The sequence below is a fragment of the Pseudomonas ovata genome, assembly GCF_003131185.1.
Classification (GTDB): domain Bacteria; phylum Pseudomonadota; class Gammaproteobacteria; order Pseudomonadales; family Pseudomonadaceae; genus Aquipseudomonas; species Aquipseudomonas ovata.
On record NZ_QFFU01000005.1, the window covers coordinates 218,492 to 245,052 of the forward strand.

Sequence of the window (26,561 nt, forward strand, 5' to 3'; positions counted from 1 at the left end):
TGAAAAAACCCTGACCACCCAGTCGCCGTGCCGCACACACCTCACTATACTGACTCCCCGTTTATGCACAGCTTTGGGGCATTCGGACCGGGCGTGCATTTCCCACTCTCCCCTACTCAGAGCTGCCGCAAACAATGAGCCTGTTCTCCGCTGTCGAAATGGCCCCACGCGATCCTATCCTGGGCCTCAACGAAGCCTTCAACGCCGACACCCGCACCGACAAGGTCAACCTGGGCGTAGGCGTCTACTGTGACGAAGACGGGCGCATTCCCCTGCTGCGCGCCGTGGCCGAAGCCGAGAAGATTCGTGTCGCACAGCACGCCCCGCGCGGCTACCTGCCGATCGATGGCATCGCCGCCTATGACCTGGCCGTGCAGAAACTGCTGTTGGGCGCCGACTCGCCACTGATCGCGTCCGGCCGGGTGCTGACCACCCAGGCAGTGGGCGGCACCGGCGCGCTGAAGATCGGGGCCGACTTCCTCAAGCAGCTGCTGCCCGGTGCTGTCGTGGCCATCAGCGATCCGAGCTGGGAAAACCACCGTGCGCTGTTCGAGACCGCCGGCTTCCCGGTCCAGACCTACCGCTACTACGATGCCGCCAGCCATGACGTAGACCGCGCCGGCATGCTCGAAGACCTGCAGAACCTGCCCCAGGGCTCGATCATCGTCCTGCACGCCTGCTGCCATAACCCGACCGGCGTCGACCTGAGCCTGGACGACTGGGAAAAAGTCCTGGAAGTGGTCACTGCCAAGGGCCACGTGCCATTCCTGGACATGGCCTACCAGGGCTTCGGCAAGGGCATCGACGAAGACGCCGCCGCCGTGCGCCTGTTCGCCGATTCGGGCCTGACCTTCTTTGCCTCCAGTTCGTTCTCCAAATCGTTGTCGCTGTATGGCGAGCGTGTCGGCGCGCTGTCGATCATCACGGCGTCCAAGGAAGAAACCGGTCGCGTGCTGTCGCAGGTCAAGCGCGTGATCCGCACCAACTACTCCAACCCGCCTACCCACGGCGCGATCATTTCCGCCGCCGTGCTCAATGACCCGGCGCTGCGTGCGATGTGGGAAGAGGAACTGGGCGAGATGCGCGTGCGCATCCACGGCATGCGCAAGGCCATGGTCGAGCGCCTGGCCAACAACCCGGCCGGCCAGGACTTCAGCTTCGTCAGCCGCCAGCAGGGTATGTTCTCGTACTCGGGCCTGACCGCCGCCCAGGCCCAGCGCCTGCGCAACGAGTTCGGTATCTATGCACTGGACACCGGTCGGATCTGTGTGGCAGCCCTGAACCAGAAGAACATCGACCCAGTGTGTCAGGCCATCATGCAGGTGCTGTAACGCTCAAATAGCTGCAATCGCCCGCCAACATGCGCCGTGTTGGCGGGCTTTCATTCCTCAGGCCAGACACTTCGCTCACGCCGCAGCACCCTCCCCGACACTTCTGAAATATTTTTTTACATATTTATCGCAGCCAAGGTTGCGGGTATTTCATTCTCGTTCGTCTTTATCTAGATACGACGGCTACGTCTGCTGCAGTCACGCCGTATGCAAATACATGGAATGCGCCTTCGGGCCGCTCCACTCCGTGAATCGAGACCTCACTCCAATGTCCAAGAAATCCCGCTCAAAACTCTGGTTCCTGGTCCATAGCTGGCTGGCCTTGCCTATCTGGTTCTTTGTCCTGATCGTCTGCGTGACCGGCACCCTGGCGGTGGTCAGCAAGGAGATCATGTGGCTGGCCAACCCCGAGATGCGTGCCAATCCGCCTTCGGACGATGCGCCGCGCCTGAGCTTCGAGCAGGTGCGCAACACTATCAGGCAGAATGAACCGGACCTGCACGTCGGCTCGATTTCCCAGCCCGATGGCGAGTATTTCGCGCTCAATGTCCGCGTGACCTATCCGGACGGGCGGGCGGTTGCCGTGTACGTGAATCCTTTCAGCGGCGTGATCCAGGGCGCGACGCCCTCGTTCGATTTCCGCTTCTTCACCCGTGCCCTGCATGGCTGGTGGCTGGTGCCCTTTACCAATGGCTATTCATGGGGCTGGTACCTGGTGTCGTTCCTGGGCATCCCGATGCTGGTTTCGCTGATCACGGGACTGGTGGTCTACAAGAAGTTCTGGAAAGGGTTCTTCAAGCCCACCCTGCGCTTTAATCAGGGCTCACGCATTTTCTGGGGCGACTTCCACCGCTTGAGTGGTATCTGGTCGATCTGGTTCATCCTGGTGATTTCGATTACCGGCACCTGGTTTCTGATTCAGGCCATTCTCGGCGATAACCAGATCAGCCTGTCCAGCCGGGCGGCAGCCGCCTCGATTCTCCCGCACAGCGCCGTGCCGCTGACAGTCGATGGCAACCCGGCCCCCACCATCAGCCTGGACCGGGCCGTGCAGATTGCCCAGGAGCGCATTCCGGGCCTTGAAGCCAGCTTCATCAGCCCGCCGTCCAATGCCTACAGCAATATGAATATCGGTGGCCGCAGCTGGTATCCATTGATGTTCCAGACCGCTGAGATCAATCCCTACACCGGAGAAATCGCCTCGACCCACTTGCTGTCGGACCGCAACAAGATCGAGTTCGTCACCGAATCGATGCGCCCCCTGCACACTGGCGATTTCGGCGGCATCTGGATCAAGCTGATCTGGGCCTTTTTCGGCCTGGTACTGAGCATGATGGTTCTCAGTGGCCTGCTGATCTGGACCAAACGCACCGCCCAGGCCACCTTCAACGCCCTCAAGCGCGAAGCCAAGGCCGCCCGGCCCAAGGCCAGCCCTGCACCACAAGCAGGCCACCGCCCCGCCATGGCCAGCGAAACCGCGGAGAATGCCCTGTGAGCAAGGCTTTGACTGTCCAACCGTCCTCACTCCTGAGCCGCCTCTGGTATAAGTGGCGCTTTCATATCAACGTGCTGTTGCTGTTGATTCCGTTGGGCTTCATGCCCAGGTACTTTGCCGATGCGGCCCTGTTTCGCGGCGAAAGCGGCCTGGGCCAGCGTGAAGTCGGCACGATACAAGTCGGCCCGTGGAACATACGCCTGGCCGAGTTGCGTGAAGAAGCGCCGCGTCTGGATGGCAATCTCGGCTACATGAAAGTCTTCAATGCTTCGCTGTGCACCGAGTGCATTGACCGGATCAAGGCCACCTACCTGCGCATCGGCAAGCCGCGCAGCCTGCGCACCGCCGGGGTGATTTTCTTCGGCCCCGGCTACCGCATGGGCGCTTTCATGCAAATCCCGCCGGACACCGCCCCCGACGCCGACCTGTGGATCACCATGGAAGGCTGGGATGGCACCGTCCACCAGACCGCAATCCCCCTGTCGCAAGCCTCGCCTGCCACCGTCGCCTGGCTGAAGAAGCAAGGAGTCAAGAAATGACCAGCACTTACCTACGTCGATTTGTCACGCTGTGCCTGCTGGGCCTGAGCGGCACCGCCCTGGCGCACAACCCGATCTGCGAATGTCAGCAGGTCGACAGTGAAACCATCCGCTGCACCGGCGGCTTTTCCGACGGCAGCGGGGCCGCCGGCGTGACCCTGGATGTCATTGGCTATGACGAAACCATTCTGGTGCCCGGCAAACTGGGCGACGATTCGACCCTGACCTTCAAGAAACCGGCCGCCGAATTCTATGTACTGTTCGATGCCGGTCCCGGCCACGTCGTGGAAATCGACCAGGCGGACATCGCCTCCCGATGAATACCTCGACCCGCCAGATCGTACGCCCGGCCGGGGCCGGGCATGAAACCCTCTATGTCCTGCTGCTGTGCCTGCTGATCCTCGTGGTCGCCGCTGGCGTGGTCGGGCTGCGTGGGGAAAGCCATGAACCCGAGGCCATTGCCAGCCATCAACTCGATGCCAGGCGCGACCTGACCGCCGCCGAGCAAGGCATCTATGCCGACCTGCGCGTGACCCTGGATGAAATCCGCCTGCTGGCCCAGGAACAGGCCTCGCCGGTGACCGTGCAGCAACTGGCCGAGGACGGCTTTGCGCCATTCGCCCAGGACGCCAGCTCCGTCGCCCGTGGCGCCCACGCCTGGCGGTTGCAAGGGCAGTCCTACCTGGGGCTGAGCCAGGCACCCGAGGTGTCAGGTTCTTTCCTGCTGCGCAGCCATTCCGGCGCCGAGCCGCATGATGATGAGCCGGCGGACATCTGGCTCAACCGCACCGCCTCCGCTGCGGCACCCGCCGAGCTGAGCGACCAGGCCCTGATTGCGGCCGGCTGGAAACAGGTCGTTGCCCAATTCGATGCCGGGGTGACCCGCCAGCATCAGCACTGAACCCACGCATTCATCGCACAGAAGATCGCCTGACCATGCCCATTTCATTCAAACGCCGCCCCATGCTGCGCGTGCTGCTGGCCGGTCTGTTCGCCGCCCTGCTCACCCCCGTGGCCAGCGCCGACGCGGCCAAGCGCCTGCGCATCGGCATTACCCTGCACCCTTACTACAGCTACGTGAGCAATATCGTCGGCGAAAAGGCCGAGGTGGTGCCGTTGATTCCGGCAGGCTTCAACCCGCACGCCTACGAACCACGCGCCGAGGACATCAAGCGCATCGGCTCGCTGGACGTGATCGTGCTCAACGGCGTCGGTCATGACGACTTTGCCGACCGGATGATCCAGGCCAGCGAAAAACCGGATGTGCCGGTGATCGAGGCCAACGCCGACGTGCCATTGCTGGCCGCTACCGGCATTGCCGCACGCGGCGCCGGCAAGGTGGTCAACCCGCACACCTTCCTGTCGATCAGCGCCTCCATCGCCCAGGTCAATAATATTGCCCGCGAGTTGGGCAAGCTCGATCCGGACAACGCCAAGGCCTACACCGCCAACGCCCGCGCCTATGGCAAGCGCTTGCGGCAGATGCGTGCCGATGCCCTGGCCAGGCTGACCCAGGCGCCTAATGCCGAGCTGCGGGTCGCCACCGTGCACGCGGCCTACGATTACCTGCTGCGTGAATTCGGCCTGGAAGTGACCGCTGTGGTCGAGCCGGCCCACGGCATCGAGCCCAGCCCGAGCCAGTTGAAAAAGACCATCGACCAGTTGCGTGAACTGGATGTGAAAGTGATCTTTTCGGAAATGGACTTTCCCTCCAGCTATGTCGACACCATCCAGCGCGAGTCGGGTGTGAAGCTGTACCCGCTGTCGCACATTTCCTACGGCGAATACACCGCCGACAAGTATGAAAAAGACATGAAGGGCAACCTCGACACCGTGGTCCGTGCCATTCAGGAGAGCGGCGCATGACCGCTGCCGAACACATCCAGGTCACTCGCCAGGGGCCGGGCATCGAATTTGCCGAAGTCAGTCTGACGCTGGGCCGCACCACGATCCTGGACCGCATCAGCTTCGATGTTCACGCCGGCAGCGTGCATGCGCTGGTCGGCCCCAACGGTGGCGGCAAGAGCTCGCTGATCAAGACCCTGCTCGGCCAGATGCCGCACCAGGGCCAGCTCAGTCTGCTGTGGCCGGGCGCCCAGGGCGTGATCGGCTACGTGCCGCAGGCACTGGAATTCGATCGCGGCCTGCCGATGACCGTCGAGGACTTCATGGCTGCCATGTGCCAGCGCCGCCCGGCGTTCCTGGGGCTGTCGCGGCACTATGCCAGGCCCATTGGCGAGGCGCTGGAGCGGGTCGGCATGCAGGACAAGCGCAAACGACGCATGGGCGCGCTGTCAGGCGGCGAGCGCCAGCGCGTGCTGCTGGCGCAGGGCCTGATTCCGGCACCGCACCTGCTGGTGCTTGATGAGCCGATGTCGGCCCTCGACGAACCCGGCATCCAGGTGTTCGAGCGGCTGCTGGTTGACTGGCGCCAGAGCGGCATCACCGTGCTGTGGATTGAGCACGACCTGGAAGCGGTCAAGCGCCTGGCCGACCGGGTGACCGGACTGAACCGCCGGGTGCTGTTCGATGAGCCGGCGCAGACGGCCCTGACGCCTGAACGGCTGTTGACGCTGTTTTCAGCCCATCCACGCAGTGCCGGGAGTGCCCAGTGATGTCTTACGAAAGCTTTCGGCTGTTCATCCAGGACCTGGCCAATTCAGGCTACCTGCCCGAGTCGCTGGCCTATGGGTTCGTGCTCAACGCGCTGCTGGCCGGCATGCTGATCGGCCCTGTGCTGGGCGGCCTGGGCACGCTGGTGGTGGTCAAGCGCTTTGCGTTCTTCTCCGAGGCAGTCGGCCATGCCGCCCTGACCGGCGTGGCCATCGGCATTCTGCTGGGCGAGCCCTACACGGGTCCGTATGGCAGCCTGTTCGGCTATTGCCTGCTGTTCGGCATCGTGCTCAATTACTTGCGCAATCGCACCGGCCTGACTCCGGACACCCTGATCGGCGTGTTCCTGTCGGTGTCGCTGGCGCTGGGGGCCAGCCTGCTGCTGGTGCTGGCCGGCAAGATCAACGTGCACATCCTGGAAAACGTGCTGTTCGGCTCGGTGCTGACGGTCAACAGCAACGACCTGTTGGTGCTGGCCATTGTCGGCGCGCTGGTCATGGGCCTGAGCCTGCCACTGTACAACCGCATCATGCTGGCCAGCTTCAATCCGCAACTGGCGGCCGTGCGCGGTGTGGCGGTCAAGGTGCTGGACTACCTGTTCGTGATTCTGGTGACCCTGATCACCGTAGCAGCGGTCAAGGTCATCGGCGCCATTCTGGTCGGCGCCCTGCTGGTCATCCCGGCTGCCGCCGCACGCCTGCTCAGCCAGTCGCTCAAGGGCTTTTTCTGGGCCTCGGTGATGATCGCCACGGTCAGCACCCTGTGCGGCATCCTGATGCCCATCGTCTTTGACCTGCCGGTGCCATCGGGTGCAGCAATCATTCTGGTCTGCGGCGCGGCCTTCGCCCTGGCCGCCATTGCCCGCGGTACCCTGCCCAGCCTCAAGGGAAATATCGGATAAATGCCCACTTCAAACCTGCACCGCCTCGTTCTTGCCCTGGCCCTGGGCGGCCTGTTCAGCCACAGCGTGCTGGCCGCCCAGGCACAACCTGCTGTCCCCCAGGCCTCGGCGACCCCGGCAGCGACCAAGCCGGTACGGATTCTGGCCAGCCTGCCAATCACCTATGGCCTGGGGCAGATCCTGCTCAAGGACACCGGCGTGGTACTGGAACGCGCCGCTGCGGCCAACCTGCCAGGCTCGCGGCAGAGCGCCTATTTCACCGGACGCGGCGCCGAGGCGTTGCACAGGCTGGCCACGGATGCCGATGCGGTAATCGGCCTGCGCTCGATCTGGGGCGAAGACTCGCTGTACCCCAATGCGCGACGCAGCAATATCCGCATTGTCGAGATCGACGCGGCGCGCCCTGTAGACGGCGCCTTGCCCGGTGTCGCCCTGCAGGCCGAAACAGCCAGCGACGGCCTGAACAGCCAACCCTGGCTGGCCAGTCATAACCTGGGGCGCATGGCCGATGTGCTGAGCGCCGACCTGGTGCGCCTGGCACCCGAGGCCAGGACACGCATCGAAACCAACCTGGCAGTTTTCAAGCAGCAGTTGCTCACCCTCAGTGCCGACAGCGAAAAGCGCCTGGCCCAGGCCGACAACGTGGCGGTGGTGAGCCTGTCCGATCGCTTGAACTACCTGATCAGCGGGCTCAACCTGGAGCTGGTCGAGCGTCAGGTGCTGACCGATGAGCAATGGACATCCGCGGCCTTGCAGAAGCTGACCACCACTCTCAAGGACAACGATGTCGCCGTGGTCCTCGACCACCGCGATCCGCCCGCCCCGGTGAAGACGGCCATCAGCGCAGCCGGCAGCCAGTTGCTGGTACTGGGCAGCGAAAACGATGATCCGCTGGCCGGTCTGCAACAGGATGTCGACGCATTGCTCAAGGCGCTGAGCAAGCGCTGAATGATGACCCTGCAGGCACAAAAAAGGCGGAGTCCGCCTTTTTTTATCCCGGTCAGTGACTGGCGTGCAGCAAGGGCTGAACCTGCGGCATCGCCGAAGAATGGTGATTGAGGATCTTCCACTGCCCGTCTACCTGGGTATACAGGAAGGTGTAGCGCGCCTGGACTTCACTGACCTTGCCGTCGGCAGCGGTCAGGGTAAAGGTATAGACGCCGCTGTCCATGGCCGCCGTAGGACCCAGGCGACGGATTTCCCGGTAATTGATGCGACCGACCGGCTTGAGTGCCAGAAAGTGATCGAAGTAATCGGTGATTTGTGCCGGGGTCGCACGTACTTCGTTGGACACCGTCGGTTGCAGCACCGCATTGGTGGCATACAGACCGGTCACGCTTTTCGCGCTGCCGGTCTTGAGTGCGGCATTCCACTGATCGAACAGCCCGGCAATTTCACGCTCGCTGGCGTCGCTCGGCAGTTCGGCCACACTGCGGTACACATAAGGCGTGGTTTGCGCGGCCTGGACCAGAGGGGCACCGAGGGCCAGGGCCAGCGCAATAACTGCAACTTTCAATTTCATGACAGCACTCCTGCTCGTTGATCAGGGTGCTACTGTGCCCGGCATCAGCAAGCGGGCCATCGGCCAACCGGCGTCTTTTGCCTATGCCATTCGGCAGATAGGCAGGCACAGGCCCGACAGGTTCTAATAGCGCACGATTGTCCGCACAAGCGCCCCTGCAGGAACCCCAGACATGTCCAGCCCGCCACACGATCCGGCCAGTGCCCTGGCCATCCGCGCACAGTATCGTCAGGCGCAAAGCCGCGCCGCACGCCTGCGCCTGCTGGTGGACACCGGCCAGCAACTGACCGGCCAGCCCCCTGATACCATGCGCCAGCAAGTCTTGCAGCGCGCGTGCGCCTTCGTGGCCATGGATCACGGCCTGCTGCTGGAATGGCCTCCCGGCAAGACCGCGTGTTGCACGGCCAGCCTTGGCAGCCATGAGCACTTGGGCAGCCTGATCGCACACGCTGACACTGCATTGCGCCAGCCCGCCTGGCTGGAAGCGCCGGACACGCCGCTCAACACCGTGCTGCAATTGCCCCTGCGTGGCGCAGACGATCGCACCTTCGGCCTGTTGCTCCTGGCCAACAGCCTGCCCATCAGTGCCCCCGACAGCGAAGACATCGAGTCACTGCAATTGCTGGCCACGCTGCTGGCCGCCCATCTGGAAAACGACCGCCTGCTGCAGGCACTGATGACCCGCGAGCGCAGCATGTCGGAGCTGGTGCACCGGCTGTTCACCGCCCAGGAGGACGAGCGCAAGCGCATGGCCTATGACCTGCATGACGGCCTGGCCCAGACCCTGGCCGGCTTGCACCAGCGCCTGCAAGGCTTTGCCGGGCGCTGTCCGCCGCTGCCCGCGCCGCTGGACAACGACCTGGAAAACATCCTCGACCTGGCCCGGCACTGCGTGGGCGAAGCCCGTGAGTTGATCGGCGGGCTGCGCCCCAGCGTGCTGGACGACTTCGGCCTGTGGCGCGCCATCGACAAGGAGGCCGACCGCCTGCGCGACGCCGGTATCGACGTGCAGTGGCAGGCGCGTTCGCACGAGCGCTTGCCGGCCCCGGTGGAAATCGCCCTGTTTCGCATTGCCCAGGAAGGGATCAATAACGTCCTCAAGCATGCCGGCGCCCAGTGTGTGGAGCTTGGCCTGCAACGCCAACCCGAACAGGTTGCCCTGCACCTGAGCGATGACGGTTGCGGCTTCGATATCGACAGCCTGCAACCTCATCATCCTGCCCGCTCACTGGGCCTGGTCACCATGCAGGAGCGCGCCAGCCTGTTGGGCGGACACTTCAGCTATACCCGCCCGTCGGCGGGCGGTACATGCCTGCAGACAGTCGTGCCGCTGGCACCGGCACAAGCGGTGCGCGCATGACGACGCCCCTGCGCCTGGTGCTGGCCGATGACCATGAAGTGACCCGCACCGGGTTCATTTCCATGCTGGCCGGCCATCCCGAATTCGTCGTGGTCGGCGAGGCCTGTGACGGCCAGCAGGCGGTGGACATGTGCGTGGCCCTGCAACCGGATATTGCCATCCTCGACATCCGCATGCCGGTGCTCAACGGCCTGGGCGCCGCCCGTCTGCTGCAGCAACGCATGCCCGGTCTGAAAGTGGTGATGTTCACCATGGACGACAGCACTGACCATCTGGAAGCGGCAATCAGTGCCGGGGCCGTGGGCTATCTGCTCAAGGATGCGCGGCGCGACGAAATGATCGCCAGCCTGCAACGCGTGGCGCGTGGCGAGGAAGCCCTGAACGGAGCCGTCAGCGCCCGCCTGCTGCGGCGCATGGCCGAACGCGGCGGCCAGGCCGCACCGGCCCTGGAAACCTTGACGGCACGCGAGCGCCAGGTCCTGGCGCTGGTGGCCGGCGGGTGCAGCAACCGGGTGATCGGCGAACGCCTGGGCATCACCACCGGCACCGCCAAGGCCCATGTCGAACGGGTCATCGGCAAGCTGGGCGCGTCCGACCGCACGCAAGCGGCCGTGCGTGGCGTGGCACTGGGCCTGGTGCCCGGCCAGTGAGCCTGATGGTGCAAACGCCTGCCAGCCGCTGGGCCGACCTGCCCCTGCGCGGCAAGGCCCTGGTGGCCATTTCCCTGCCGCTGGTATTGCTGATGGGCTCGCTGGTCTTGATTTATATCACCGAGCGCCAGACCACCCGGGCCGAGGAAGATGTGCGCCGGGTGCTGCAAGTCCAGGGCGACATCCAGACCGTCCACACCCAACTGGCCGAAGCGGCTGCCAGCGTGCGCGGCTACCTGTTGACCCGGCACGAGGATTTCCTGCCAGCCTACCGGCAGGCTGGCGCTCTGATCGAAGCGGCCCGCCAGCGCCTGAACGACAACGTACGCGACCCACAGATGCGCGAACACCTGCACGCCATTGCGCCGATGATCACGACCAAGCTTGAGGGCCTGGCCGCCCTGCGCCAGCTGCAGCCGGCTGACCATGCCTCGATCTCGGCGATCCTGGTGGAGAACAAGGCCATACTGGATGAACTGCGCCGGCACATCGACACCATGCGCACCCGCGAAGACACCTTGCTGGCCGAACGCACCGCCGCCGCTGCCGCCATCCGCCAGCGCCTGCTGTTCTCGACCCTGCTCGCCGCCGGCTGCGGGTTGTTCGGTGCGATCATCGCCGTGCTGCTGCTCTCGCGCGGCATCGTCGCCCGGGTGCAGCAGGTCCAAGGCAACGCCCAACGCCTGGCGCTCGGCCAGCCGCTGTGGCCGCAGCCGCCGGAAAAGGATGAAGTGGGCCAGTTGGGCAGTCGCCTGGTGGAAGCCGGTCACTTGCTGGCCGAGCGCGAGCGCGCCCTGCGTGACAACGAGGAACGCTTGCGGCTGATCATCGACGGGGTCAAGGACTATGGCATCTTCGCCCTGGACATCCACGGTTGCGTCACCAGTTGGAACGTCGGGGCCGAACGCATCAAGGGCTATACCGAACAGGAAATCATCGGCCAGCACTTTTCCGTGTTCTACCTGCTCGATGAATGCCCGGAGCATCCGGCCAGGGCCCTGGCCGCCGCGACTCGTGACGGTCACTACATGGAAGAAGCCTGGCGCTGCCGCAAGGATGGCAGCCGTTTCTGGGCCAGCGTGGTCATCACCGCCCAATACGATACCAGCGGTGCCTTGCGCGGTTTTTCCAAGATTACCCGCGACATCACCGACCGCCGCGCCGCCGAAATCGACCTGCGCACCGCCCGTGAACAGGCCGAGCGCGCCAGCCGGGCAAAAAGCGAATTCCTGTCGCGCATGAGTCACGAGCTGCGCACGCCCCTGAACTCCATCCTGGGCTTTGCACAACTGCTGGACATGGATGGCGCCCCCGGCCAGGCCAACCATGCCAGGCATATCCTGCGCGCCGGACAGCACCTGCTGACCCTGATCAATGAAGTGCTGGACATCGCCCGCATCGAAGCCGGCCGGCTGGCCTTGAACCCGGAGCCGGTAGCGCTGGTATCGGCCCTGCAGGAAGCACTGACCCTGGTCTGGCCGATGGCCCAGGAAGCGGGTATCGAATTGAGCCCCTTGCCGGCGCACATCATTGATCAGGGCGTGCTCGCCGACCGACAACGGCTGATCCAGGTGCTGCTCAACCTGCTGTCCAATGCCATCAAGTACAACCGGCCGGCCGGCCGTGTCTGGATCGAGGTGCAGGTGCAGGCCGGACGCCTGGGTATTTCGGTCAATGACACCGGGCATGGTATTGCCACCGACAAGCTGGACCGCTTGTTCACGCCTTTCGAACGCCTTGAGGCCGACCCGCGAGTAGAAGGCACAGGGCTTGGCCTGGCCCTCAGCAAGAGCCTGTTGCACGCCATGCAGGGTAGCCTGGTGGTGCACAGCACACCCGGACAGGGCTGCCGGTTTACCTTTGAGCTGCCCGCCGCGCAGGTCCAGCGCCCGACAGCCCGCCCCCTGCACCCGCCAGTCTTGCCTGCGGCACCGGCCTTGCACAATCGCGGCACGGTGCTGTGCATCGAAGGCAATCTGTCGAGCCTGGCTCTGATCGAGACCCTGCTGCAACGTCGACCAGGCATTCGCCTGCTGTCGAGCATGCTCGGCCAACTGGGCCTGGACCTGGCCCGCCAGCATGCCCCGCAACTGATCCTGCTGGATATCGACCTGCCGGACCTGCAGGGCCTGGACGTGTTGCGCCGCCTGCGCGAGTGGCGGGCCACAGCCTCGACGCCGGTGATCATCCTGACGGCAGACGCCAGTGACGCGTGCCGCAACACCTTGCAGGCGGCGGGCGCCACCGCGATCCTCGTCAAGCCCTTGCATGTACCGGGCTTTCTCGCCTATCTGGACCAGTACTTACCGGAACCTGAATGAACGCCGACTTTCGTATCCTGATCATCGATGACCAGCGTCCCAACCTGGAGCTGATGGAGCAGTTGCTGGCCCGCGAAGGACTGCACAACGTGCTGAGCAGCAGCGAGCCGCTGCGTACCCTTGACCTGTTCAACAGCTTCGAGCCGGACCTGGTGATCCTCGACCTGCACATGCCTGAGTTCGACGGCTTTGCCGTGCTGGAGCAACTGAACCGGCGCATTCCTGCCAACGACTACCTGCCCATCCTGGTGCTGACCGCCGATGCCACCCGCGACACGCGCCTGCGCGCCCTGGCGCTGGGTGCCCGCGACTTCATCAGCAAGCCCCTGGATGCACTGGAAACCATGCTGCGTATCTGGAACCTGCTGGAAACCCGGGCGCTGTACAAAAGACTGCGGCAACTGGTGCCGAGCGAATCGATCGAATTGCTGCGCCAGCACACAGGGCCGGCGCAGCCTTGAAGCGCGGACTTATTTGATCAGCACGACCGGCACCGGTACGTCATGAATGACCCGGTTGGCCACCGAACCGAGCAGCAGACCGCCGAAACTGCCCAGACCACGGGTGCCCATCACCACGGTATCGCATTCGAGCTTCTTGACGACGACGGCAATCTGCTCGGCGACATTACCAAGATCGACATGGGTCTGATGAGCGACGCCACTGGCCTTGAGCAGTGCACTGGCCTGTTCGAGTACGCCCTTGGCCGAGTTGAACAACCCGGTCTTGACGCCCTCGATCATGTCTGGCGCCAGATAGTCGCTGTACACGATCGGGCTGGACTGGACATTGAGCACATGCACTTCCAGCGGTCGGGCCATCTGCCCGGCCAGGTTGATGACATAGTCCAGCGCATGCCGGGCATGGACCGAACCATCGAAAGGAACCAGAACCTTGTGCATGACTGCTCTCCTGCAAGTGGGTATGCCATGAACATAGTCATCACAGGGGCAGTCGGCCAGTGTGATCAGTCACTCCCTTGACCTGTGGCAATCAACGGCCCTTTTTATACCGGCTGACCGTTACGTTTTGCCTTCTGCTCTCTGATTACTGGCACGTACACGAAATGGAATACGCCTCCACGCTCAATTTAATGGGTGGTATTGATGCGATCGCCTTGCAGACAGCGTGCTGGCACCATTGCGTAGAAACAGATGGCTAGCGGCCTTCGAGCAACTGCGCCGCCTGGTCGAGCAACGCCAGGGGGCTTTCAGCCTTGTGAATATCCACCGACAACAACTGCCGAAAGCGCCGGGCGCCCGGAAAGCCCTGGGCAAGGCCCAATACATGGCGGGTAATGTGATGCATATTGCCGCCGCGACCAATGTAGTCGGCGATATAAGGGCGCAAGGCGGCCAGGGCCTCGGATCGACTGATCGGTGGCTGGCTTGAGCCGTACAACTGGCTATCGACCCCGGCCAGCAGATAAGGATTGTGGTAGGCCTCGCGCCCCAGCATCACCCCGTCGAACACCTGCAAATGCTCACGACAGTCGTCCAGGGTCTTGATGCCGCCATTGAGAATGATCTCAAGGTCCGGAAAGTCCGTCTTCAGGCGCGCTGCCACGTCGTAGCGCAAGGGTGGAATATCGCGGTTTTCCTTGGGCGACAGCCCTTCGAGAATCGCAATGCGGGCATGCACGGTAAAACTGCGACATCCGGCCTCACGCACCTGGCCGACGAAATCGCACAACTGCTCGTAACTGTCACGGCCGTTGATGCCGATGCGATGCTTGACCGTAACCGGCACGCTCACCGCATCCAGCATAGCCTTGACGCACTCGCTGACCAGCGCTGGATGTCCCATCAGGCAGGCACCGATCATGTTGTTCTGCACCCGGTCGCTGGGGCAGCCAACATTCAGGTTGACCTCGTCATAACCGGCCGCCTCGGCCAGCCTTGCACAAGCGGCCAGATCGGCAGGATTGCTGCCGCCCAATTGCAAAGCCAAGGGATGCTCGGTTTCGTTATGGCCCAGAAAACGCTCCTGATCGCCATGCAACACGGCACCGGTCGTGACCATCTCGGTGTACAGCAAAGCGTTTTTTGACAGCAGGCGCAGGAAGTAACGGCAATGACGATCCGTCCAATCCATCATCGGCGCCACGGAGAACCGTCGCGACAGCGCAGGCCTTGTAGGCTGGGGGTTTGGGGCAATATCTGGTGGCATTTTCATTGGTCGATTTGTAGCAATTTTTAGGCGTTTTTGAGGGTTTTTTTAGAGCGATTGCTACAATGTAGCAACCGTCATCAGCAATGTAGCAATCGGAAAATGGGAAGCATCACAGCACGCAAGCGCAAGGACAATTCGGTCAGCTACACCGCACAGATAAGGCTCAATCGCGATGGCCAAACAGTCTATCAGGAAAGCCAGACCTTCCACCGCAAGCAGCTGGCGCAAGCCTGGCTCAAGCGACGCGAAACTGAACTCGCCCAGCCGGGTGCGATTGAACGCGCCAACAACAAAAGCGCAACCATCACCCAGATGATCGACCGTTACCTGACTGAATACGAAACCCTGCGCCCGCTCGGCAAAACCAAGCGAGCCACCTTGAATGCCATCGGCAAGACATGGCTGGGCGAGATCGTCGATATCAAGCTGACCAGTCAGAACATCGTCGAGTACGCCCAATGGCGCATGACACCGGAGGGTGGCGGTATCCAGGCGCAGACGGTTGGCAACGATCTGGCCCATCTGGGCGCCGTACTTTCTGTCGCCAGACCCGCCTGGGGCTATGCGGTCGATCCACACGCCATGTCCGACGCTCGCAAGGTGTTGCGCAAACTGGGCATGGTCTCACGCAGCAAGGAGCGCAACCGCCGCCCAGCCCTGGATGAGCTCGACAGGCTCCTGAATCACTATGTCGAAATGCAGGCGCGCCGCAAGGGCCGAATTGATATGCCCAAGATCATTGCCTTCGCCATCTTCTCTACGCGGCGCCAGGAAGAAATCACGAGGATACGCTGGGCCGATCTTGATCACGCACGCCAGGCCGTGTTGGTACGCGATATGAAGAACCCGGGCCAGAAGATCGGTAACGATGTGTGGTGCCACTTGCCTGACGAAGCCTGGGAAATTCTGCACAGGATGCCGAAGACGGCGGACGAGATCTTTCCCTACAACTCCAGCTCGATATCAGCGTCTTTCACCAAAGCCTGTCAGTTTCTCGATATCGAAGGACTTTGCTTCCATGACCTGCGTCACGACGGCGTGAGCCGGCTGTTTGAAATGGACTGGGACATTCCGAGGGTATCGAGCGTGTCGGGGCACAGGGACTGGAACTCTTTACGACGGTACACGCATTTGAGAGGTCGATCCGATCCCTATGCCGACTGGGAGTGGCTCGACAAAATCTGATAGATCTGACTGAAGGGATGTGATGGTTGGCCAGCCGTCGTTAGCAGTCATCACATCCTGAGAAAACATGAAATTTGCTACCTCACTCATAATTTTTTTGCTGACAAACCATGTATGAGATTGCCCTCATTCTTATAGGATCCCATCCTTGCGTTCTCACCAGAGAAATCATACAAAGTATGTATTACTGAAAAATCACCCTCTTCAACTTCCTACAGCCCTGTAAAACACCGAACTTGAACAGCGCACCAATAAAAAGCCTGAAACAATCAATCGTGCACTCCCTTCTTCCGCCCTCCTTACATTAGCCAAAACCTCGCACATATCTCAAACTGCCTTCATTGACGGTCATTCAGTTATTTTCAGATTCTGGAGTAGGCAAAACGAGTGCCAATACACATCTTCAGGAGCTAAAACAACATGCATGATAAATGCAGCAGCTTGAATGTGATCTATGCAGGCAGACATTTCAGATTCAATGAAATAGGTAACGAGCGTTGGTATGCCGCCATTGATGTCGTGCATGCCTTGGGACTAAAAGACACACCCAGTATGTTGCGCATGATCGATCCGAATTTTCGCATCAAAATGCAATTTGGGCAGCGCCATATCCATGCAATCAATCAGCGAGGATTGGACCAGGCTTGTCTCATCGCGCCGACCAAACACGTTGAGCCACTCAGGTTGTGGCTCATCCACCTGGGCGGTGGCATTGAAGTGACTGACCGAGCCAAGGATCCCATGGCGCCTGTCAGGAAGGCATGTGCTGACCTTACACTCGATTACCTGCACCAGTGCAGAGAGTCGTTGAAAAAGGCAGGCGCTGCGCCTGTTGAATGGGACGAGGCGAAAGCCCAACAAGCCGCCGACGGCATGGCATCGGCCATTATCAGGCACAGACGTTGGCTAGTGCGCTTTGCAGAAGATGGCACCCCTCAACTATCGTCAATTCCCATGGATGCCATGGTGATGAACCTGCAGACGCTTACTCAGTGGATTCAAGATGTTGACGGGGCCACGCCACAACAACTATTGGCTATTTCATCAGCCTTGACCAAAAGACTGAGCAATCACGAATCAGCGAAATTGAGGCGTTGAAAACGAACGTCTGCTTTAGCAATAACTGGCCAATGCTCGATCAATCAACCGGGCTGCCTTAAAAACAAGGCAGCCCACGGCTCCATCACATCAATTCTTCCTGAGCCCACATCAACGCAGCATCGGTGATTTCAAACATCTCGATTACCAGGTCAGCAGGGACACCCTGCCTTTTCGCCAGCACAACGAGCGTAAGCAAGTATCTGTGCCGGGCCACAGGCGTCAAAAGCAACGTACTCTGGTCCTCGATCGCCTTGATCCAGACCTGATGCGCCGTGGGTTTCATTTGCAGTTCACCGTCCACAACTGATCAATCCGGGTCGTGTAGCTCTGGCTCATGAACTCGCGCCGCATGGCCCAGTCCGGATCGGCCGGCACACTGCCGGACCTCACCGTGCCCCGTCCCCACCGGCGGTTGATCTCGTCGACCACCTTCATCAGCTGATCCATTTGGGGCGATTGTCGCGACGCGAACAGGTCGCCGGTGAACTCGCCCGGGTGGCGCAGATCCAGCAGCAGCACTTCAGCCTTGCTGTAGCGAAAGCCGGGACGAAATATGCGCTCGACCGCCTGGCCTGACATTCGGGTTAGCAGCAACGTGTCGTTGGTGGGGTAAGGCAACTCCACCAGCGCGCCCTGGGCGTATTTGGCTTCATCGGGGTTGAACATGCCGGTGCGGATGCTGATACGCATGCGCTTGCACACAGAGCCTTGAGCACGCAGCTTTTCAGCCGCGCGCATCACATAGGTGGCCACGGCCTCTTTGATCGGCTCGATCTCGGTCAGGCGCATGCCGAACATGCGGCTGCTACAGATCTCTTGCCTGGGTGGTTCTGCCTCGCCCAGTTCCAGGCACGCGGTGCCGGCCAGCTCACGCGCCGTTTTCTCGATCACCACGCTGAATTTCTTGCGCAGGGTCCACGGGTCGGCCTGAGCCAGGTGCTTGGCGGTGGTGATGCCCATGCCCTGCAGATGAGCCTTCATGCGCCGGCCCACGCCCCAGACTTCACTGACGTCGGTATTGCGCAATACCCAGTCACGCTTGAACGGATCACAGATATCGACCACTCCGCCGGTGTTCACCAACAACCGCTTGGCCGTGTAGTTGGCCAGCTTGGCCAGGGTCTTGGTCGGACCGATGCCAACCCCGACCGGGATTCGTGTGCAGCGCAGGATGTAGCTGCGCAGCTCCCGGCCGAACCGGGTCAGGTTGTCACGCATACCTGTCAGGTCGGCAAAGGCTTCATCGATGCTGTAGACCTCCAAGGCCGGCACCTTCGATTCAATGATCGTCATGACACGCTCGCTCATGTCGCCATAGAGCGCGTAGTTGCTGCTGAACGCGGCAATGCCGTGCTGATGCAACTTGTCCTTGATCTGAAAGTACGGCTCGCCCATTTTTATAAAAGGCTTGGCGTCATAGGACCTGGCGATCACGCAACCATCGTTGTTGCTCAACACCACGATGGGCGTCCTGGCCAGATCAGGCCGGAACGCTCGTTCGCAACTGGCGTAGAAACAGTTGCAGTCGATCAGCGCGAAAACCTGATCACTTGCCATGATCGCGGACGCTGTATTTCACCACGCCCAGGATCGTCAGCTCGTCGTTTTCCAGAATGTGCAGCGGCGGGTATTTGGAGCTTTCGGACAGCAGAATGACGGTTTCACTCTGCATGTACAGGCGTTTGCACAGCGGCTCAGAGTTGAGCGAGGCAATGACAATATCGTCGTGCTCGGCATAGCGGCTGCAATCCACGATCACCAGGTCACCGTCGAAGATCCCCGCCCCTTGCATGCTGTCGCCATGAACCTTGACCAGATAGACATGCGGTGCCCGGATCTCGAACAGCTCATCCAGGGAGATGTGCTTTTCGATATGGTCTGCTGCCGGTGAAGGAAAGCCTGCGGGGACCATCGAGGAATACATCGGGAGCTTCACGCCCCCTTCTTCCAGCGAGCCAAGGATGGTGACACTCATGAGGGGGGCCTTCGACATTTTATGGTGGATGTAAAAAACTGTATGGATATACAGTTAACTACCAGACCCCGACTGTGGTCAACGAAAAATGTAGGAAATTTCGACAGCAAGTCCCCTCATAGCTGAGGTTATTGATCTGCGAAAGCATGGCCAACACCTCAGGCAGCTTAAGCAGGTAGCCATCTTCGATGGTTAAAACCAGGAACCAAACAGTCGTCGCGGGTCCTGTTGATTCTGCCATCACAGAACAAACGCGCCCCCACAAGAGGCGCTAGAGGATGGGTATCGCATTGGGAGGCAGAATACAGCCGAATCGCTGCGTAGCCGGTAGGTGAGATGCTATGACGCATGAAATGCCGTTTTTCGAAACGCCCGAACCGGTTTTTACCCTCTTGAAAATGGAGACTGATGATCGCAATAAACCACATAAATCAAATATTCAATCAATACACTTTCAATATTAAAAACCTCCCAACCTGAAACCCACACCAAATAACTAAGTAACGAAATGAAGAAATGAAGAAATAGCTCTTCTGCTCTTTACGACCAGCATCACTTACCTGAAAACACCTAGAAAGCCAACCGCAAATCATCCAAAAACAACCTGTTGACTTCTCGGAAAATAATAACTACTTTCTCACCACCCACTGCTTTGACCAAATCACCACGAGCAAAAAAATAGCGCTATTTTTTCGACTTAAGGGTTGATCATTTACCGATAGCCTTTGAGCAAGCCGTCACAAGAAAATATAAAAGTCTGTACCTAAACAACAGCTTCGCAGAGTTAAACCAGGCAAGCAGTTCAAGACACCAGCAGACAACCACACCTTTATGAAGGAGCACTCTTGTGCTTAGAGAATTATTAACGCTCACCATTGAAATTGTTCGATTACTGCAAATCTTAGCATCCTACCTTTCGTGAGTCTGCACTTGCCCACTAACTCTATAGCTGAAATACAACTAACCCATCAGCCAGATAAACACACATCACTAACATACGCCTGCAACACCCTCAACGCTGCCTGATCCGCAATAACCCCGGCCCGGATATCGAGAATACGTCGTCCAGCACCTGCAGCGAGTTCGACGGTTCCTGCATCGCCCAGGCCGGCGGTGCCGGTGGCCGCGGGCAGCTCCCGGCTTCCACCCTCACAGGCCCCGGCGATGCGCAGCCGGCGAGTGCCGTCAGCAACAGCGTGGCGCAGAGATTTGTTTTCGGCATGGGCCTTGTCCTTTTCCTGAGTGTATTTTCGGTCGAGTTGAGCCAAGGCCTGTTGGCTGCGCTGCTGCGCTTCCAGTGCCTGGCGAGCCTGGACGGCGGCTGCGTTGGCAATGGCGCTGAGGTCAGCCTGATAGGCGGCCGCCTGGCTGGCCAGCCGGGCGCTGTAGGCGTTGGCCTGCCATAACCAGGCCGCTGCAGTGCCCACGCCCAAGCCCAGCAACAAGGTCGCAACAGCAAGACCACCACCACGCTGCAGGCCGATCATTGCAATGCCCGCCGCAGCCCTTCCTCGAATACGGCCTGCGGGTAGCGGTAGTTGGCGCACTCATGGGCAATGATCGAGCCGACCATGATCCGCAGGGTGCGTGGGTCACGGATATCGATCACTGCATCCGCACTGACGCCCAGTTTGCTGGCCACGGCAGCGATATAGGCCTCGGTGTCGTTTTCGTTGCCCGGGGCCCAGCGGCTGATGGTTTCGCGCACGGTATCGATACCCGGCCCGCCTACACCGGGCATGCCGTCTCTGCCGCGATAGTTGAGCAACAGCCTGCCCAGTGCGCGGATGCCGTTCTCTGCCGTGTCGAACCGGGCAAAGCGTGGAGCCAGGCGCCCCATTTGCAGCTCCAGGCCGAGCTGCCCTACCCAGGCATTGCGAAGGTTGTAGTCAATGTTTCCGGGGTTGCAGTTGCGTACGCCACGAGGTGTCATCTTTACTCCAAAACGAAAAAGCCGCCCCGAAGGCGGCTGTCATGATTGCGGGTTACAACTGTGTCTTGAGGGTTCGCGCTGAGGCGAGTAGCGTTTCTCCCAAATTGGGAGGAACACCGCCGAGAGTGATTGCATGAGGGACATGGAAAGCATTCTGGGACACGACAAAGTCGACGCGGAGACCGTGTAAAAATGGACATCAAACCGATTCACAACGACAACGACCTCAACGCTGCCCTGGCGCGGGTCGAGGCTTTATGGGGTGCGCCACGCCACACGGCCGAGGGTGACGAGCTGGAAATCCTGTCGATCCTGATCGAGAAATACGAGGCCGAGCGCTATCCCATGCCCGCCTCGGATCCTATCGAGGCGATCAAATTCCTGATGGATCAGCAAGGACTCACCCCCACCGATCTGGAGCCCTATATCGGCACCAGCGGCCGGGTTTCCGAAGTGCTCAATCGCAAGCGCAAACTGAGCCTGGCCATGATCAAGCGTCTGCATGAAGGCTTGCGCATTCCTTATGACCGCCTGCTGGCAGGGGCCGTCTGATCATCAGCCACACCTCACCCACCATTGAAGCCTCTTGACATGAGGTTCATGCCTGCAGCCAAGAGGAGTTTGCACAAAAGAGACAACACATCTTTTAGAAAAAATTGTAGGTATTCTACATTTCATGCACCATAAATATAGATCCCAACCCCACGGCGGAGCAAACCATGCAAAGCATGACCCTTGAACAGCTACGCGCCGCAAGCGATGCCGGCGGCGTTTCTTGCGTCACCCTCAAAGGCCGTGGCGGCTCGTTTCTCGTCCAGATCGACACCCTCAGTGGGGGTGGCGCTGTCTTGGCGAAAGCACGCAGCACGGAGGCCCGTCGCTTTGGCAACCCCGCCGCTGCCTTGAACGTCTTGCGCGGTATTGGTATCACCGTCGGGCATTTTGATGCCAGCGAGTGGAATCCTGACGAGAAGGAGCCAGCAGCGGGTATTCGAGGCCGCTCAGCCGCATTGCGCGAGGCTCACCAGTCGGCGGCTTATAACAAATGGCTCGCAGCCGATATCCAGGCATCAATCGACGACCCCAGACCGAATATCTCGCATGATGACGTTATGGCTGAGATGGAGGCTGATATCGCCGCCCTCACCGCCGATCATGCAGCGGCCAAAAGGGATCGCGCTTGAGCGCGGCGAGTGGATTGATGGACAAAGCACAACCCCCTTACCGTATCGAATGGCGACCGATGGCCCGTGAAAATTTGCGCTCTATCATTCGGTACCTTGGCAAAGACAGCCCTGCACGAGCACTCAGCTTCGGCAAGCAACTGCGCGACAAGACCCTGCAGCTTGGCCAGTACCCGAACAGTGGCCGCTCGGGACGGCCTGGGGTGTCTGGGGACATCCGCGAACTGGTAGCCCATAGAAACTACATTGTTTTTTACCGGGTGCTTGAGGACTCACGCGTTGTGGAGATTTTGCAGGTGAAGCACGCCGCACAGCAGATACCCTAAGGTGCTGACGCCGACACATCCGGAAGCGACGCAAACCGGTAACTAATGGCAGGTGAGGCGAGGAATCTGGAGGGGATCGGGACTGGAATTATTGAGCGGCAGGAAGTCAGTGCTAAATTCAGCAATCGTCATCAGCCATGTAGCAATCAGTAAATGGCAGGCATCACAGCACGCAAACGCAAGGACAATTCGGTCAGCTACACCGCACAGATCAGGCTTGATCGCGATGGTCAGACAGTCTATCAGGAAAGCCAGGCCTTCCACCGCGAGCCCGGCTCGACATCAAACCGACCCATCAGGTGCGCGAGACCGGCCGGCGTTTGCTGGCGCATGATAGTCAATTACTTTGATGCAGAATCCAAATCCCCACACCGAATGTGAAGGCGCTGGCTGGGGCGATTACAGGGCGTACAGGAGATGTGCGGCGGTGAGGGCCGCGCCTGCGCTCAAGGCACCCAGAATGAAAGGCACCAGGCCAATCTGCTTTGCAAGCGACTCTTTCGCGCACAGTTGCGCGTCCAATGCAGCAATTTCGAGGCTCAATGAGCGGTGTTTCTCTTGCAGTCTCACGTCAGCTTCCTTTTTCAGCTATCCGCCTGTGACTCTCCACTAACAACTTACGGTTTTCAAGCTGTAGCTACCCACGATCTTCTTCCACCCTCTCGCATCCTTTCAGGCCTGGGGTCTCGTTTCGTGCTGGCTTGAACGATGCCCTGCTTGACATGTAAAACGATCGTTGTACATTCGGTACATGGATAAACGTACTGAAATAATCGCAGGGGCTACTCGCCTCTTTGAGGCAGAAGGGTTTCGAGGCATTGGCATCGATCGTGTGATTGCGCCCTCCGGTGTTTCCACCCGCACGCTTTACAAGCACTTTGGCTCACGCGACGGGCTGGTTCTTGCGGTTCTCGAGGCCAGGCATCGCGCGTTCATGCAGCAGCTCGAAAAGCAGCCAGGTGACATCGAGGCGCTGTTCAATACGCTGCGCGACTGGGTCGAGGGACACGGTACGCTTGGCTGCATGTTGCTACGAGCACGCAGCGAATATGCCCAGGCAAATAGCGAAATCGTCGCGCTCGTTCATCGTCAGAAAACCGAATTTCGCAGCGAGGTAGCACAACGCATACGTCTCGTCCTGGGCCGAAGCGATGAACGCCTCGTCACCCAGATCTGGTTACTGTTCGAGGGCGCAACCGCAGCCGCCAGTGTTGCTGGCGCATCGATTATCGACGAGGCCGGGAACGCTGCACGGTCACTCTTGACGCTCGCTACAGGCCAACCATGAGGCGCGGCCTGAACCTGGTCGCGGCAGCTTTCACCTTGACCGCGCTGTCCTATGGACTGGCACGGTTTGCCTATGGCTTGTTGCTGCCCCGGATTCGAGATGAGCTGTCGCTGAGCTACACCGCTGCGGGATGGATTGGCGGTAGCGCCTTTGCGGCTTACTGTGTCGGAATCATTCTGGCCTTTTGCAGCATAGGCACATTGGGAACTCGCCTCATTGCCCTGTCAGCCGCGCTTGCAGCCACGGTCGGCATGGGCGTGGTGGCATTTTCTTCGTCAGGATGGACGTTGGGTCTGGGCATCGGGTTGGCTGGATTGAGCACGGGCTTGACCTCGCCGCCCCTCGCGACCGCAGTGGCCGCCCGGTTCAGTGACCGCGACAGTTCCAAGGCAAACGGGACCATCAACGCAGGTACCGCAGCCGGTATCGTATTTTCCGGCATCGCAGCCCTGTTGGCTGCAGGTGCCTGGCGCGAGCTCTACGGCCTGTTTGCGATAATCGGCGCGGGCGTCACGGCATGGGTCTGGTTTGCCGTACCGCCTTGCCGGAACGACCAGCAAGCCAATAGACCGTTGCTTTCAATCTTCAGTCGGCCTGGCGTACTTGCCCTGTGTACCAGCAGCGCGCTGATGGGGCTATCGAGCACCGCCATCTGGACGTTTGGCGCCGACATCCTGCGCAGTGATTTCCACTTTACCGATACCCGCCTGGCCTGGGTCTGGATTGTTGTCGGTGCGTCGGGGGTCTGCGGGTCGCTGACCGGTCTGCTGACCAATCGGTTGGGTACAGCACGCGTACATGGCTGCGCACTGCTCGGGATCGCTGCGGGCACCCTGGGCCTGGCGGCAACGTCCTTTTCTCCCGCGTATGGCTTTGTGTCCATGAGTCTGTTCGGCGCCGCCTATATCGTGTCCTCCGGGACCTTTCTGATTCAAGGGATCAATCTGCTTTCAGATCGACCCGACCTGGGGTTGGGCCTTCCGTTTCTCAGCCTGGCGCTGGGTCAGGCCATTGGCACCCCTCTGTTTGGCGCGACGATGAATGCGGCAGGCCCGGTCGGTGCGCTGGCCATCTTTGCTGGCGCGGCATGTCTGGCCATTCATATTCGGCCACGAGCAAGGACATAGCGTATGCCGCACGGGCTCTACAAAAACAGGAGAGATACCATTGCAGTACTACATTCTTCGTCATGAGTCTCCAGAGGGATCCTTTATCGATGGTGACGTGACGTTCTCGCCTGCGCTCCCGGATTACTACCAGGTGGGTAAAGACATCATAAGGCCCGGGACCCGAATCGGCCTGGTGCTGGACAAGCGCGTAAAAAAACTGAAGGCCGATTTTTTTCTGACGACGTGCGGCGCGTTCTTCGTATCCGCCGCCATGAAAACGGTGCTGGAGCACCTTGAAAACGATCTGCTTTTCCTGGAAGCAGATGCACGTTACTCCAGCGCACAGGCGACGGAGAACAGCTACTTCCTGATTCACGCCCGCCACAAGATGGCCTGTTTCGATTACCTGAATTCAGAATACGCAGGAAAGCCCATGGTGCTGGCCAGGCTGGCCAACGGCACGCTGGCGGCCGACTACAAGGCCAGGGGAATAAAGAAGCTTCACCTCCAGATGCGTGAAGGCACAGCACCCGACTTTTTCTTTGTCGATAACATAGTATGGCTTGATCCGCTGATTTCCGAGACCGTCGTGAACGCGGCCAGAAGCAAGAAACTGCGGCTGAATGTCGAGAAGATCGACCAGGAAAAATCCTGATCGTCCAGCGCCTCGATCTACAAGGCGCCTGGATTGATGATCCTCGCTTATCGCCGCCCCTCCACGATCATCCGCACCGCCAGCCCCGCCAGCACCGTGCCCATCAACCAGCGCTGCACCACCTGCCACACCGGCCGACCGGCCAGGAACACCGCGATGGAACCGGCCATGACTGCGATCACCGCGTTGACGCTGACACTGATGAGGATCTGGGTCGAACCCAGGATCAGCGATTGCAGCAGGACGCTGCCGTGACCTTCAGGCTGGATGAATTGCGGCAGCAACGACAGGTACATGACCGCGATCTTCGGGTTCAGCAGGTTGGTGACAAAGCCCATCAGCAGCAGCTTGCGCGGGCTGTCCTTGGGCAGGTCGCGTACCTGGAACGGTGAGCGGCCACCGGGCTTGACCGCTTGCCAGGCCAGGTACAGCAGGTACAGTGCGCCCCCCAGCCGCAGGGTGTCGTAGGCGTAAGGCACGGCCATGACCAGGGCCGTGATACCTACAGCAGCACAAAGCATGTAGAAGACAAAACCCAGCGCTACGCCACCGAGCGAGATCAGCCCGGCCATGCGTCCCTGGCAGATCGAGCGCGAGATGAGATAGACCATGTTGGGGCCAGGCGTGAGCACCATACCCAGAGAGATCAGGGCAAACGCCAGGAGGCTGGAAAGTTCGGGCATGGTCATACGTCCTTGATGATTGTGTGCGCCATCAGTCTAAGGTAAAGCGTTGCAACAAGGCGTCATGCCTTGTTTATTTTTAACGGCGCCTGTCTGGATCGTCAGACAGGCAAGCGTACACTCGACGGTTCAGGCCCGGCGCGTGCAGGTCGGCATTTTCCGGGAACAAGCCGCGGCCCTGATGCTCCAACCTAGTCTGCATGGCGTGCAAGCGCCGC

31 protein-coding genes and 1 pseudogene are annotated in these 26,561 nt (G+C 60.4%); 22 read left to right on the forward strand and 10 right to left on the reverse strand.

Annotated features, from left to right (window positions below):
- Nucleotides 1–134 precede the first annotated feature (134 nt).
- The 9 genes from DGA31_RS09610 to DGA31_RS09650 all read left to right on the forward strand — a co-directional run bounded on the left by DGA31_RS09610 (nucleotide 135) and on the right by DGA31_RS09650 (nucleotide 7,827).
- A complete protein-coding gene (locus DGA31_RS09610; protein ID WP_109512367.1) occupies nucleotides 135–1,331 on the forward strand; it encodes an amino acid aminotransferase in 1,197 nt (398 codons plus the stop codon).
- A 268-nt stretch (nucleotides 1,332–1,599) separates the two neighbouring features.
- Nucleotides 1,600–2,826: a PepSY-associated TM helix domain-containing protein gene (locus DGA31_RS09615; RefSeq protein ID WP_109512368.1), complete on the forward strand. Its 1,227-nt coding sequence runs from the start codon at nucleotides 1,600–1,602 to the stop codon at nucleotides 2,824–2,826.
- Nucleotides 2,823–3,365 carry a thiamine pyrophosphate-binding protein gene (locus DGA31_RS09620; RefSeq protein WP_109512369.1) on the forward strand — a complete coding sequence of 181 codons (543 nt, stop codon included), beginning with the start codon at nucleotides 2,823–2,825 and terminating at the stop codon, nucleotides 3,363–3,365. The genes DGA31_RS09615 and DGA31_RS09620 overlap by 4 nt, the downstream gene beginning before the upstream one ends.
- Nucleotides 3,362–3,685: a hypothetical protein gene (locus DGA31_RS09625; protein WP_109512370.1), complete on the forward strand. Its 324-nt coding sequence runs from the start codon at nucleotides 3,362–3,364 to the stop codon at nucleotides 3,683–3,685. The genes DGA31_RS09620 and DGA31_RS09625 overlap by 4 nt, the downstream gene beginning before the upstream one ends.
- A complete protein-coding gene (locus DGA31_RS09630) occupies nucleotides 3,682–4,266 on the forward strand; it encodes a DUF6162 family protein (protein WP_109512371.1) in 585 nt (194 codons plus the stop codon). Before DGA31_RS09625 ends, DGA31_RS09630 begins: the two co-directional genes overlap by 4 nt.
- Nucleotides 4,267–4,301: 35 nt before the next feature.
- Nucleotides 4,302–5,231, forward strand: a complete 930-nt coding sequence (locus DGA31_RS09635) for a metal ABC transporter substrate-binding protein (protein ID WP_109512372.1) — start codon at nucleotides 4,302–4,304, stop codon at nucleotides 5,229–5,231.
- Nucleotides 5,228–5,980, forward strand: coding sequence for a metal ABC transporter ATP-binding protein (locus DGA31_RS09640; RefSeq protein WP_056840078.1), 753 nt, complete (start codon nucleotides 5,228–5,230; stop codon nucleotides 5,978–5,980). Before DGA31_RS09635 ends, DGA31_RS09640 begins: the two co-directional genes overlap by 4 nt.
- Nucleotides 5,980–6,879, forward strand: coding sequence for a metal ABC transporter permease (locus DGA31_RS09645; RefSeq protein ID WP_109512373.1), 900 nt, complete (start codon nucleotides 5,980–5,982; stop codon nucleotides 6,877–6,879). Before DGA31_RS09640 ends, DGA31_RS09645 begins: the two co-directional genes overlap by 1 nt.
- Complete coding sequence (locus tag DGA31_RS09650) at nucleotides 6,880–7,827, forward strand: metal ABC transporter solute-binding protein, Zn/Mn family (RefSeq protein WP_109512374.1); 948 nt, start codon at nucleotides 6,880–6,882, stop codon at nucleotides 7,825–7,827.
- Between the two features lie 52 nt (nucleotides 7,828–7,879).
- Here the strand turns inward: DGA31_RS09650 and DGA31_RS09655 are convergent, their stop codons facing one another.
- Nucleotides 7,880–8,401 (reverse strand): SgcJ/EcaC family oxidoreductase, encoded by a 522-nt coding sequence (locus DGA31_RS09655; protein WP_109512375.1) that lies wholly within the window; start codon nucleotides 8,399–8,401, stop codon nucleotides 7,880–7,882.
- Between the two features lie 172 nt (nucleotides 8,402–8,573).
- Between DGA31_RS09655 and DGA31_RS09660 the strand changes: the two genes are divergently transcribed.
- The 4 genes from DGA31_RS09660 to DGA31_RS09675 are packed head-to-tail and all read left to right on the forward strand — an operon-like array spanning nucleotide 8,574 to nucleotide 13,193.
- Nucleotides 8,574–9,761: a sensor histidine kinase gene (locus DGA31_RS09660; protein ID WP_109512376.1), complete on the forward strand. Its 1,188-nt coding sequence runs from the start codon at nucleotides 8,574–8,576 to the stop codon at nucleotides 9,759–9,761.
- Nucleotides 9,758–10,411 (forward strand): response regulator, encoded by a 654-nt coding sequence (locus DGA31_RS09665; RefSeq protein ID WP_109512377.1) that lies wholly within the window; start codon nucleotides 9,758–9,760, stop codon nucleotides 10,409–10,411. The genes DGA31_RS09660 and DGA31_RS09665 overlap by 4 nt, the downstream gene beginning before the upstream one ends.
- A gap of 5 nt (nucleotides 10,412–10,416) precedes the next feature.
- Nucleotides 10,417–12,732, forward strand: coding sequence for an ATP-binding protein (locus DGA31_RS09670; protein WP_109512435.1), 2,316 nt, complete (start codon nucleotides 10,417–10,419; stop codon nucleotides 12,730–12,732).
- Entirely contained in the window at nucleotides 12,729–13,193 is a 465-nt protein-coding gene (locus DGA31_RS09675) for a response regulator (protein WP_056840084.1), read from the forward strand. Before DGA31_RS09670 ends, DGA31_RS09675 begins: the two co-directional genes overlap by 4 nt.
- Nucleotides 13,194–13,202: 9 nt before the next feature.
- Here DGA31_RS09675 and DGA31_RS09680 read toward each other — a convergent pair whose 3' ends face one another.
- Together DGA31_RS09680 and dusA are read right to left on the reverse strand one after the other, a co-directional pair.
- Entirely contained in the window at nucleotides 13,203–13,634 is a 432-nt protein-coding gene (locus tag DGA31_RS09680; RefSeq protein ID WP_056840085.1) for a universal stress protein, read from the reverse strand.
- A gap of 256 nt (nucleotides 13,635–13,890) precedes the next feature.
- The gene (gene dusA, locus DGA31_RS09685) at nucleotides 13,891–14,901 is read right to left on the reverse strand and encodes a tRNA dihydrouridine(20/20a) synthase DusA (RefSeq protein WP_109512378.1); all 1,011 of its coding nucleotides are present in this window, start codon (nucleotides 14,899–14,901) and stop codon (nucleotides 13,891–13,893) included.
- A 102-nt stretch (nucleotides 14,902–15,003) separates the two neighbouring features.
- On the opposite strand from dusA, the gene DGA31_RS09690 reads away from it, so the two are divergent.
- Together DGA31_RS09690 and DGA31_RS09695 are read left to right on the forward strand one after the other, a co-directional pair.
- A complete protein-coding gene (locus DGA31_RS09690) occupies nucleotides 15,004–16,089 on the forward strand; it encodes a tyrosine-type recombinase/integrase (RefSeq protein ID WP_109512379.1) in 1,086 nt (361 codons plus the stop codon).
- A gap of 420 nt (nucleotides 16,090–16,509) precedes the next feature.
- Entirely contained in the window at nucleotides 16,510–17,187 is a 678-nt protein-coding gene (locus DGA31_RS09695) for a BRO-N domain-containing protein (protein ID WP_109512380.1), read from the forward strand.
- A gap of 85 nt (nucleotides 17,188–17,272) precedes the next feature.
- Here the strand turns inward: DGA31_RS09695 and DGA31_RS09700 are convergent, their stop codons facing one another.
- The 5 genes from DGA31_RS09700 to DGA31_RS09725 form a co-directional block, all read right to left on the reverse strand.
- Nucleotides 17,273–17,491: a hypothetical protein gene (locus tag DGA31_RS09700; protein WP_152035007.1), complete on the reverse strand. Its 219-nt coding sequence runs from the start codon at nucleotides 17,489–17,491 to the stop codon at nucleotides 17,273–17,275.
- Nucleotides 17,470–18,747, reverse strand: coding sequence for a Y-family DNA polymerase (locus DGA31_RS09705; RefSeq protein WP_109512382.1), 1,278 nt, complete (start codon nucleotides 18,745–18,747; stop codon nucleotides 17,470–17,472). Before DGA31_RS09705 ends, DGA31_RS09700 begins: the two co-directional genes overlap by 22 nt.
- Nucleotides 18,737–19,165 carry a LexA family protein gene (locus tag DGA31_RS09710; protein ID WP_109512383.1) on the reverse strand — a complete coding sequence of 143 codons (429 nt, stop codon included), beginning with the start codon at nucleotides 19,163–19,165 and terminating at the stop codon, nucleotides 18,737–18,739. Before DGA31_RS09710 ends, DGA31_RS09705 begins: the two co-directional genes overlap by 11 nt.
- A 968-nt stretch (nucleotides 19,166–20,133) precedes the next feature.
- Nucleotides 20,134–20,652, reverse strand: a complete 519-nt coding sequence (locus tag DGA31_RS30070) for a lysis system i-spanin subunit Rz (protein WP_206606833.1) — start codon at nucleotides 20,650–20,652, stop codon at nucleotides 20,134–20,136.
- Nucleotides 20,649–21,098, reverse strand: a complete 450-nt coding sequence (locus DGA31_RS09725) for a structural protein P5 (RefSeq protein WP_109512386.1) — start codon at nucleotides 21,096–21,098, stop codon at nucleotides 20,649–20,651. The genes DGA31_RS30070 and DGA31_RS09725 overlap by 4 nt, the downstream gene beginning before the upstream one ends.
- 192 nt (nucleotides 21,099–21,290) lie before the next feature.
- Between DGA31_RS09725 and DGA31_RS09730 the strand changes: the two genes are divergently transcribed.
- The 4 genes and pseudogenes from DGA31_RS09730 to DGA31_RS30205 form a co-directional block, all read left to right on the forward strand.
- Complete coding sequence (locus tag DGA31_RS09730) at nucleotides 21,291–21,650, forward strand: helix-turn-helix domain-containing protein (protein ID WP_109512387.1); 360 nt, start codon at nucleotides 21,291–21,293, stop codon at nucleotides 21,648–21,650.
- A gap of 437 nt (nucleotides 21,651–22,087) precedes the next feature.
- On the forward strand, nucleotides 22,088–22,282 hold the full coding sequence (gene relB, locus DGA31_RS31040) for a type II toxin-antitoxin system RelB family antitoxin (protein ID WP_206606834.1): 195 nt from the start codon (nucleotides 22,088–22,090) through the stop codon (nucleotides 22,280–22,282).
- A gap of 17 nt (nucleotides 22,283–22,299) precedes the next feature.
- Nucleotides 22,300–22,608: a type II toxin-antitoxin system RelE/ParE family toxin gene (locus DGA31_RS09740; protein WP_109512389.1), complete on the forward strand. Its 309-nt coding sequence runs from the start codon at nucleotides 22,300–22,302 to the stop codon at nucleotides 22,606–22,608.
- Nucleotides 22,609–22,761: 153 nt separating this feature from the next.
- Nucleotides 22,762–22,878, forward strand: a pseudogene (locus DGA31_RS30205) (site-specific integrase); the annotation flags it as partial.
- 129 nt (nucleotides 22,879–23,007) lie between these two features.
- Here DGA31_RS30205 and DGA31_RS30080 read toward each other — a convergent pair.
- Nucleotides 23,008–23,151: a hypothetical protein gene (locus tag DGA31_RS30080; protein WP_153811669.1), complete on the reverse strand. Its 144-nt coding sequence runs from the start codon at nucleotides 23,149–23,151 to the stop codon at nucleotides 23,008–23,010.
- A gap of 208 nt (nucleotides 23,152–23,359) precedes the next feature.
- On the opposite strand from DGA31_RS30080, the gene DGA31_RS09750 reads away from it, so the two are divergent.
- From DGA31_RS09750 to DGA31_RS09760, 3 genes are read left to right on the forward strand one after another with little or no spacing between them, the layout of a single operon-like run.
- The gene (locus tag DGA31_RS09750) at nucleotides 23,360–23,896 is read left to right on the forward strand and encodes a TetR/AcrR family transcriptional regulator (protein WP_109512436.1); all 537 of its coding nucleotides are present in this window, start codon (nucleotides 23,360–23,362) and stop codon (nucleotides 23,894–23,896) included.
- Complete coding sequence (locus DGA31_RS09755; protein WP_109512390.1) at nucleotides 23,893–25,023, forward strand: MFS transporter; 1,131 nt, start codon at nucleotides 23,893–23,895, stop codon at nucleotides 25,021–25,023. Before DGA31_RS09750 ends, DGA31_RS09755 begins: the two co-directional genes overlap by 4 nt.
- Nucleotides 25,024–25,063: 40 nt before the next feature.
- Nucleotides 25,064–25,660 carry an imm11 family protein gene (locus DGA31_RS09760; protein ID WP_109512391.1) on the forward strand — a complete coding sequence of 199 codons (597 nt, stop codon included), beginning with the start codon at nucleotides 25,064–25,066 and terminating at the stop codon, nucleotides 25,658–25,660.
- 47 nt (nucleotides 25,661–25,707) lie between these two features.
- Here DGA31_RS09760 and DGA31_RS09765 read toward each other — a convergent pair whose 3' ends face one another.
- Nucleotides 25,708–26,343 carry a LysE family translocator gene (locus DGA31_RS09765; RefSeq protein WP_109512392.1) on the reverse strand — a complete coding sequence of 212 codons (636 nt, stop codon included), beginning with the start codon at nucleotides 26,341–26,343 and terminating at the stop codon, nucleotides 25,708–25,710.
- Between the last annotated feature and the right edge of the window lie 218 nt (nucleotides 26,344–26,561).

Coding starts and splice junctions, on each gene's coding strand:
- DGA31_RS09730 (WP_109512387.1), top strand. CDS start 21,291: ATGGACATCAAACCGATTCACAACGACAACGACCTCAACGCTGCCCTG.
- DGA31_RS09765 (WP_109512392.1), bottom strand. CDS start 26,343: ATGCCCGAACTTTCCAGCCTCCTGGCGTTTGCCCTGATCTCTCTGGGT.
- DGA31_RS09675 (WP_056840084.1), top strand. CDS start 12,729: ATGAACGCCGACTTTCGTATCCTGATCATCGATGACCAGCGTCCCAAC.
- DGA31_RS09635 (WP_109512372.1), top strand. CDS start 4,302: ATGCCCATTTCATTCAAACGCCGCCCCATGCTGCGCGTGCTGCTGGCC.
- DGA31_RS09615 (WP_109512368.1), top strand. CDS start 1,600: ATGTCCAAGAAATCCCGCTCAAAACTCTGGTTCCTGGTCCATAGCTGG.
- DGA31_RS09625 (WP_109512370.1), top strand. CDS start 3,362: ATGACCAGCACTTACCTACGTCGATTTGTCACGCTGTGCCTGCTGGGC.
- DGA31_RS09630 (WP_109512371.1), top strand. CDS start 3,682: ATGAATACCTCGACCCGCCAGATCGTACGCCCGGCCGGGGCCGGGCAT.
- DGA31_RS09655 (WP_109512375.1), bottom strand. CDS start 8,401: ATGAAATTGAAAGTTGCAGTTATTGCGCTGGCCCTGGCCCTCGGTGCC.
- DGA31_RS09695 (WP_109512380.1), top strand. CDS start 16,510: ATGCATGATAAATGCAGCAGCTTGAATGTGATCTATGCAGGCAGACAT.
- DGA31_RS09740 (WP_109512389.1), top strand. CDS start 22,300: ATGGACAAAGCACAACCCCCTTACCGTATCGAATGGCGACCGATGGCC.
- DGA31_RS09660 (WP_109512376.1), top strand. CDS start 8,574: ATGTCCAGCCCGCCACACGATCCGGCCAGTGCCCTGGCCATCCGCGCA.
- DGA31_RS09690 (WP_109512379.1), top strand. CDS start 15,004: ATGGGAAGCATCACAGCACGCAAGCGCAAGGACAATTCGGTCAGCTAC.
- DGA31_RS09640 (WP_056840078.1), top strand. CDS start 5,228: ATGACCGCTGCCGAACACATCCAGGTCACTCGCCAGGGGCCGGGCATC.
- DGA31_RS30070 (WP_206606833.1), bottom strand. CDS start 20,652: ATGATCGGCCTGCAGCGTGGTGGTGGTCTTGCTGTTGCGACCTTGTTG.
- DGA31_RS09710 (WP_109512383.1), bottom strand. CDS start 19,165: ATGAGTGTCACCATCCTTGGCTCGCTGGAAGAAGGGGGCGTGAAGCTC.
- DGA31_RS09680 (WP_056840085.1), bottom strand. CDS start 13,634: ATGCACAAGGTTCTGGTTCCTTTCGATGGTTCGGTCCATGCCCGGCAT.
- DGA31_RS09755 (WP_109512390.1), top strand. CDS start 23,893: ATGAGGCGCGGCCTGAACCTGGTCGCGGCAGCTTTCACCTTGACCGCG.
- DGA31_RS09725 (WP_109512386.1), bottom strand. CDS start 21,098: ATGACACCTCGTGGCGTACGCAACTGCAACCCCGGAAACATTGACTAC.
- dusA (WP_109512378.1), bottom strand. CDS start 14,901: ATGCCACCAGATATTGCCCCAAACCCCCAGCCTACAAGGCCTGCGCTG.
- DGA31_RS09665 (WP_109512377.1), top strand. CDS start 9,758: ATGACGACGCCCCTGCGCCTGGTGCTGGCCGATGACCATGAAGTGACC.
- DGA31_RS09645 (WP_109512373.1), top strand. CDS start 5,980: ATGTCTTACGAAAGCTTTCGGCTGTTCATCCAGGACCTGGCCAATTCA.
- DGA31_RS09650 (WP_109512374.1), top strand. CDS start 6,880: ATGCCCACTTCAAACCTGCACCGCCTCGTTCTTGCCCTGGCCCTGGGC.
- DGA31_RS09705 (WP_109512382.1), bottom strand. CDS start 18,747: ATGGCAAGTGATCAGGTTTTCGCGCTGATCGACTGCAACTGTTTCTAC.
- DGA31_RS09670 (WP_109512435.1), top strand. CDS start 10,417: ATGGTGCAAACGCCTGCCAGCCGCTGGGCCGACCTGCCCCTGCGCGGC.
- DGA31_RS09610 (WP_109512367.1), top strand. CDS start 135: ATGAGCCTGTTCTCCGCTGTCGAAATGGCCCCACGCGATCCTATCCTG.
- DGA31_RS09750 (WP_109512436.1), top strand. CDS start 23,360: ATGGATAAACGTACTGAAATAATCGCAGGGGCTACTCGCCTCTTTGAG.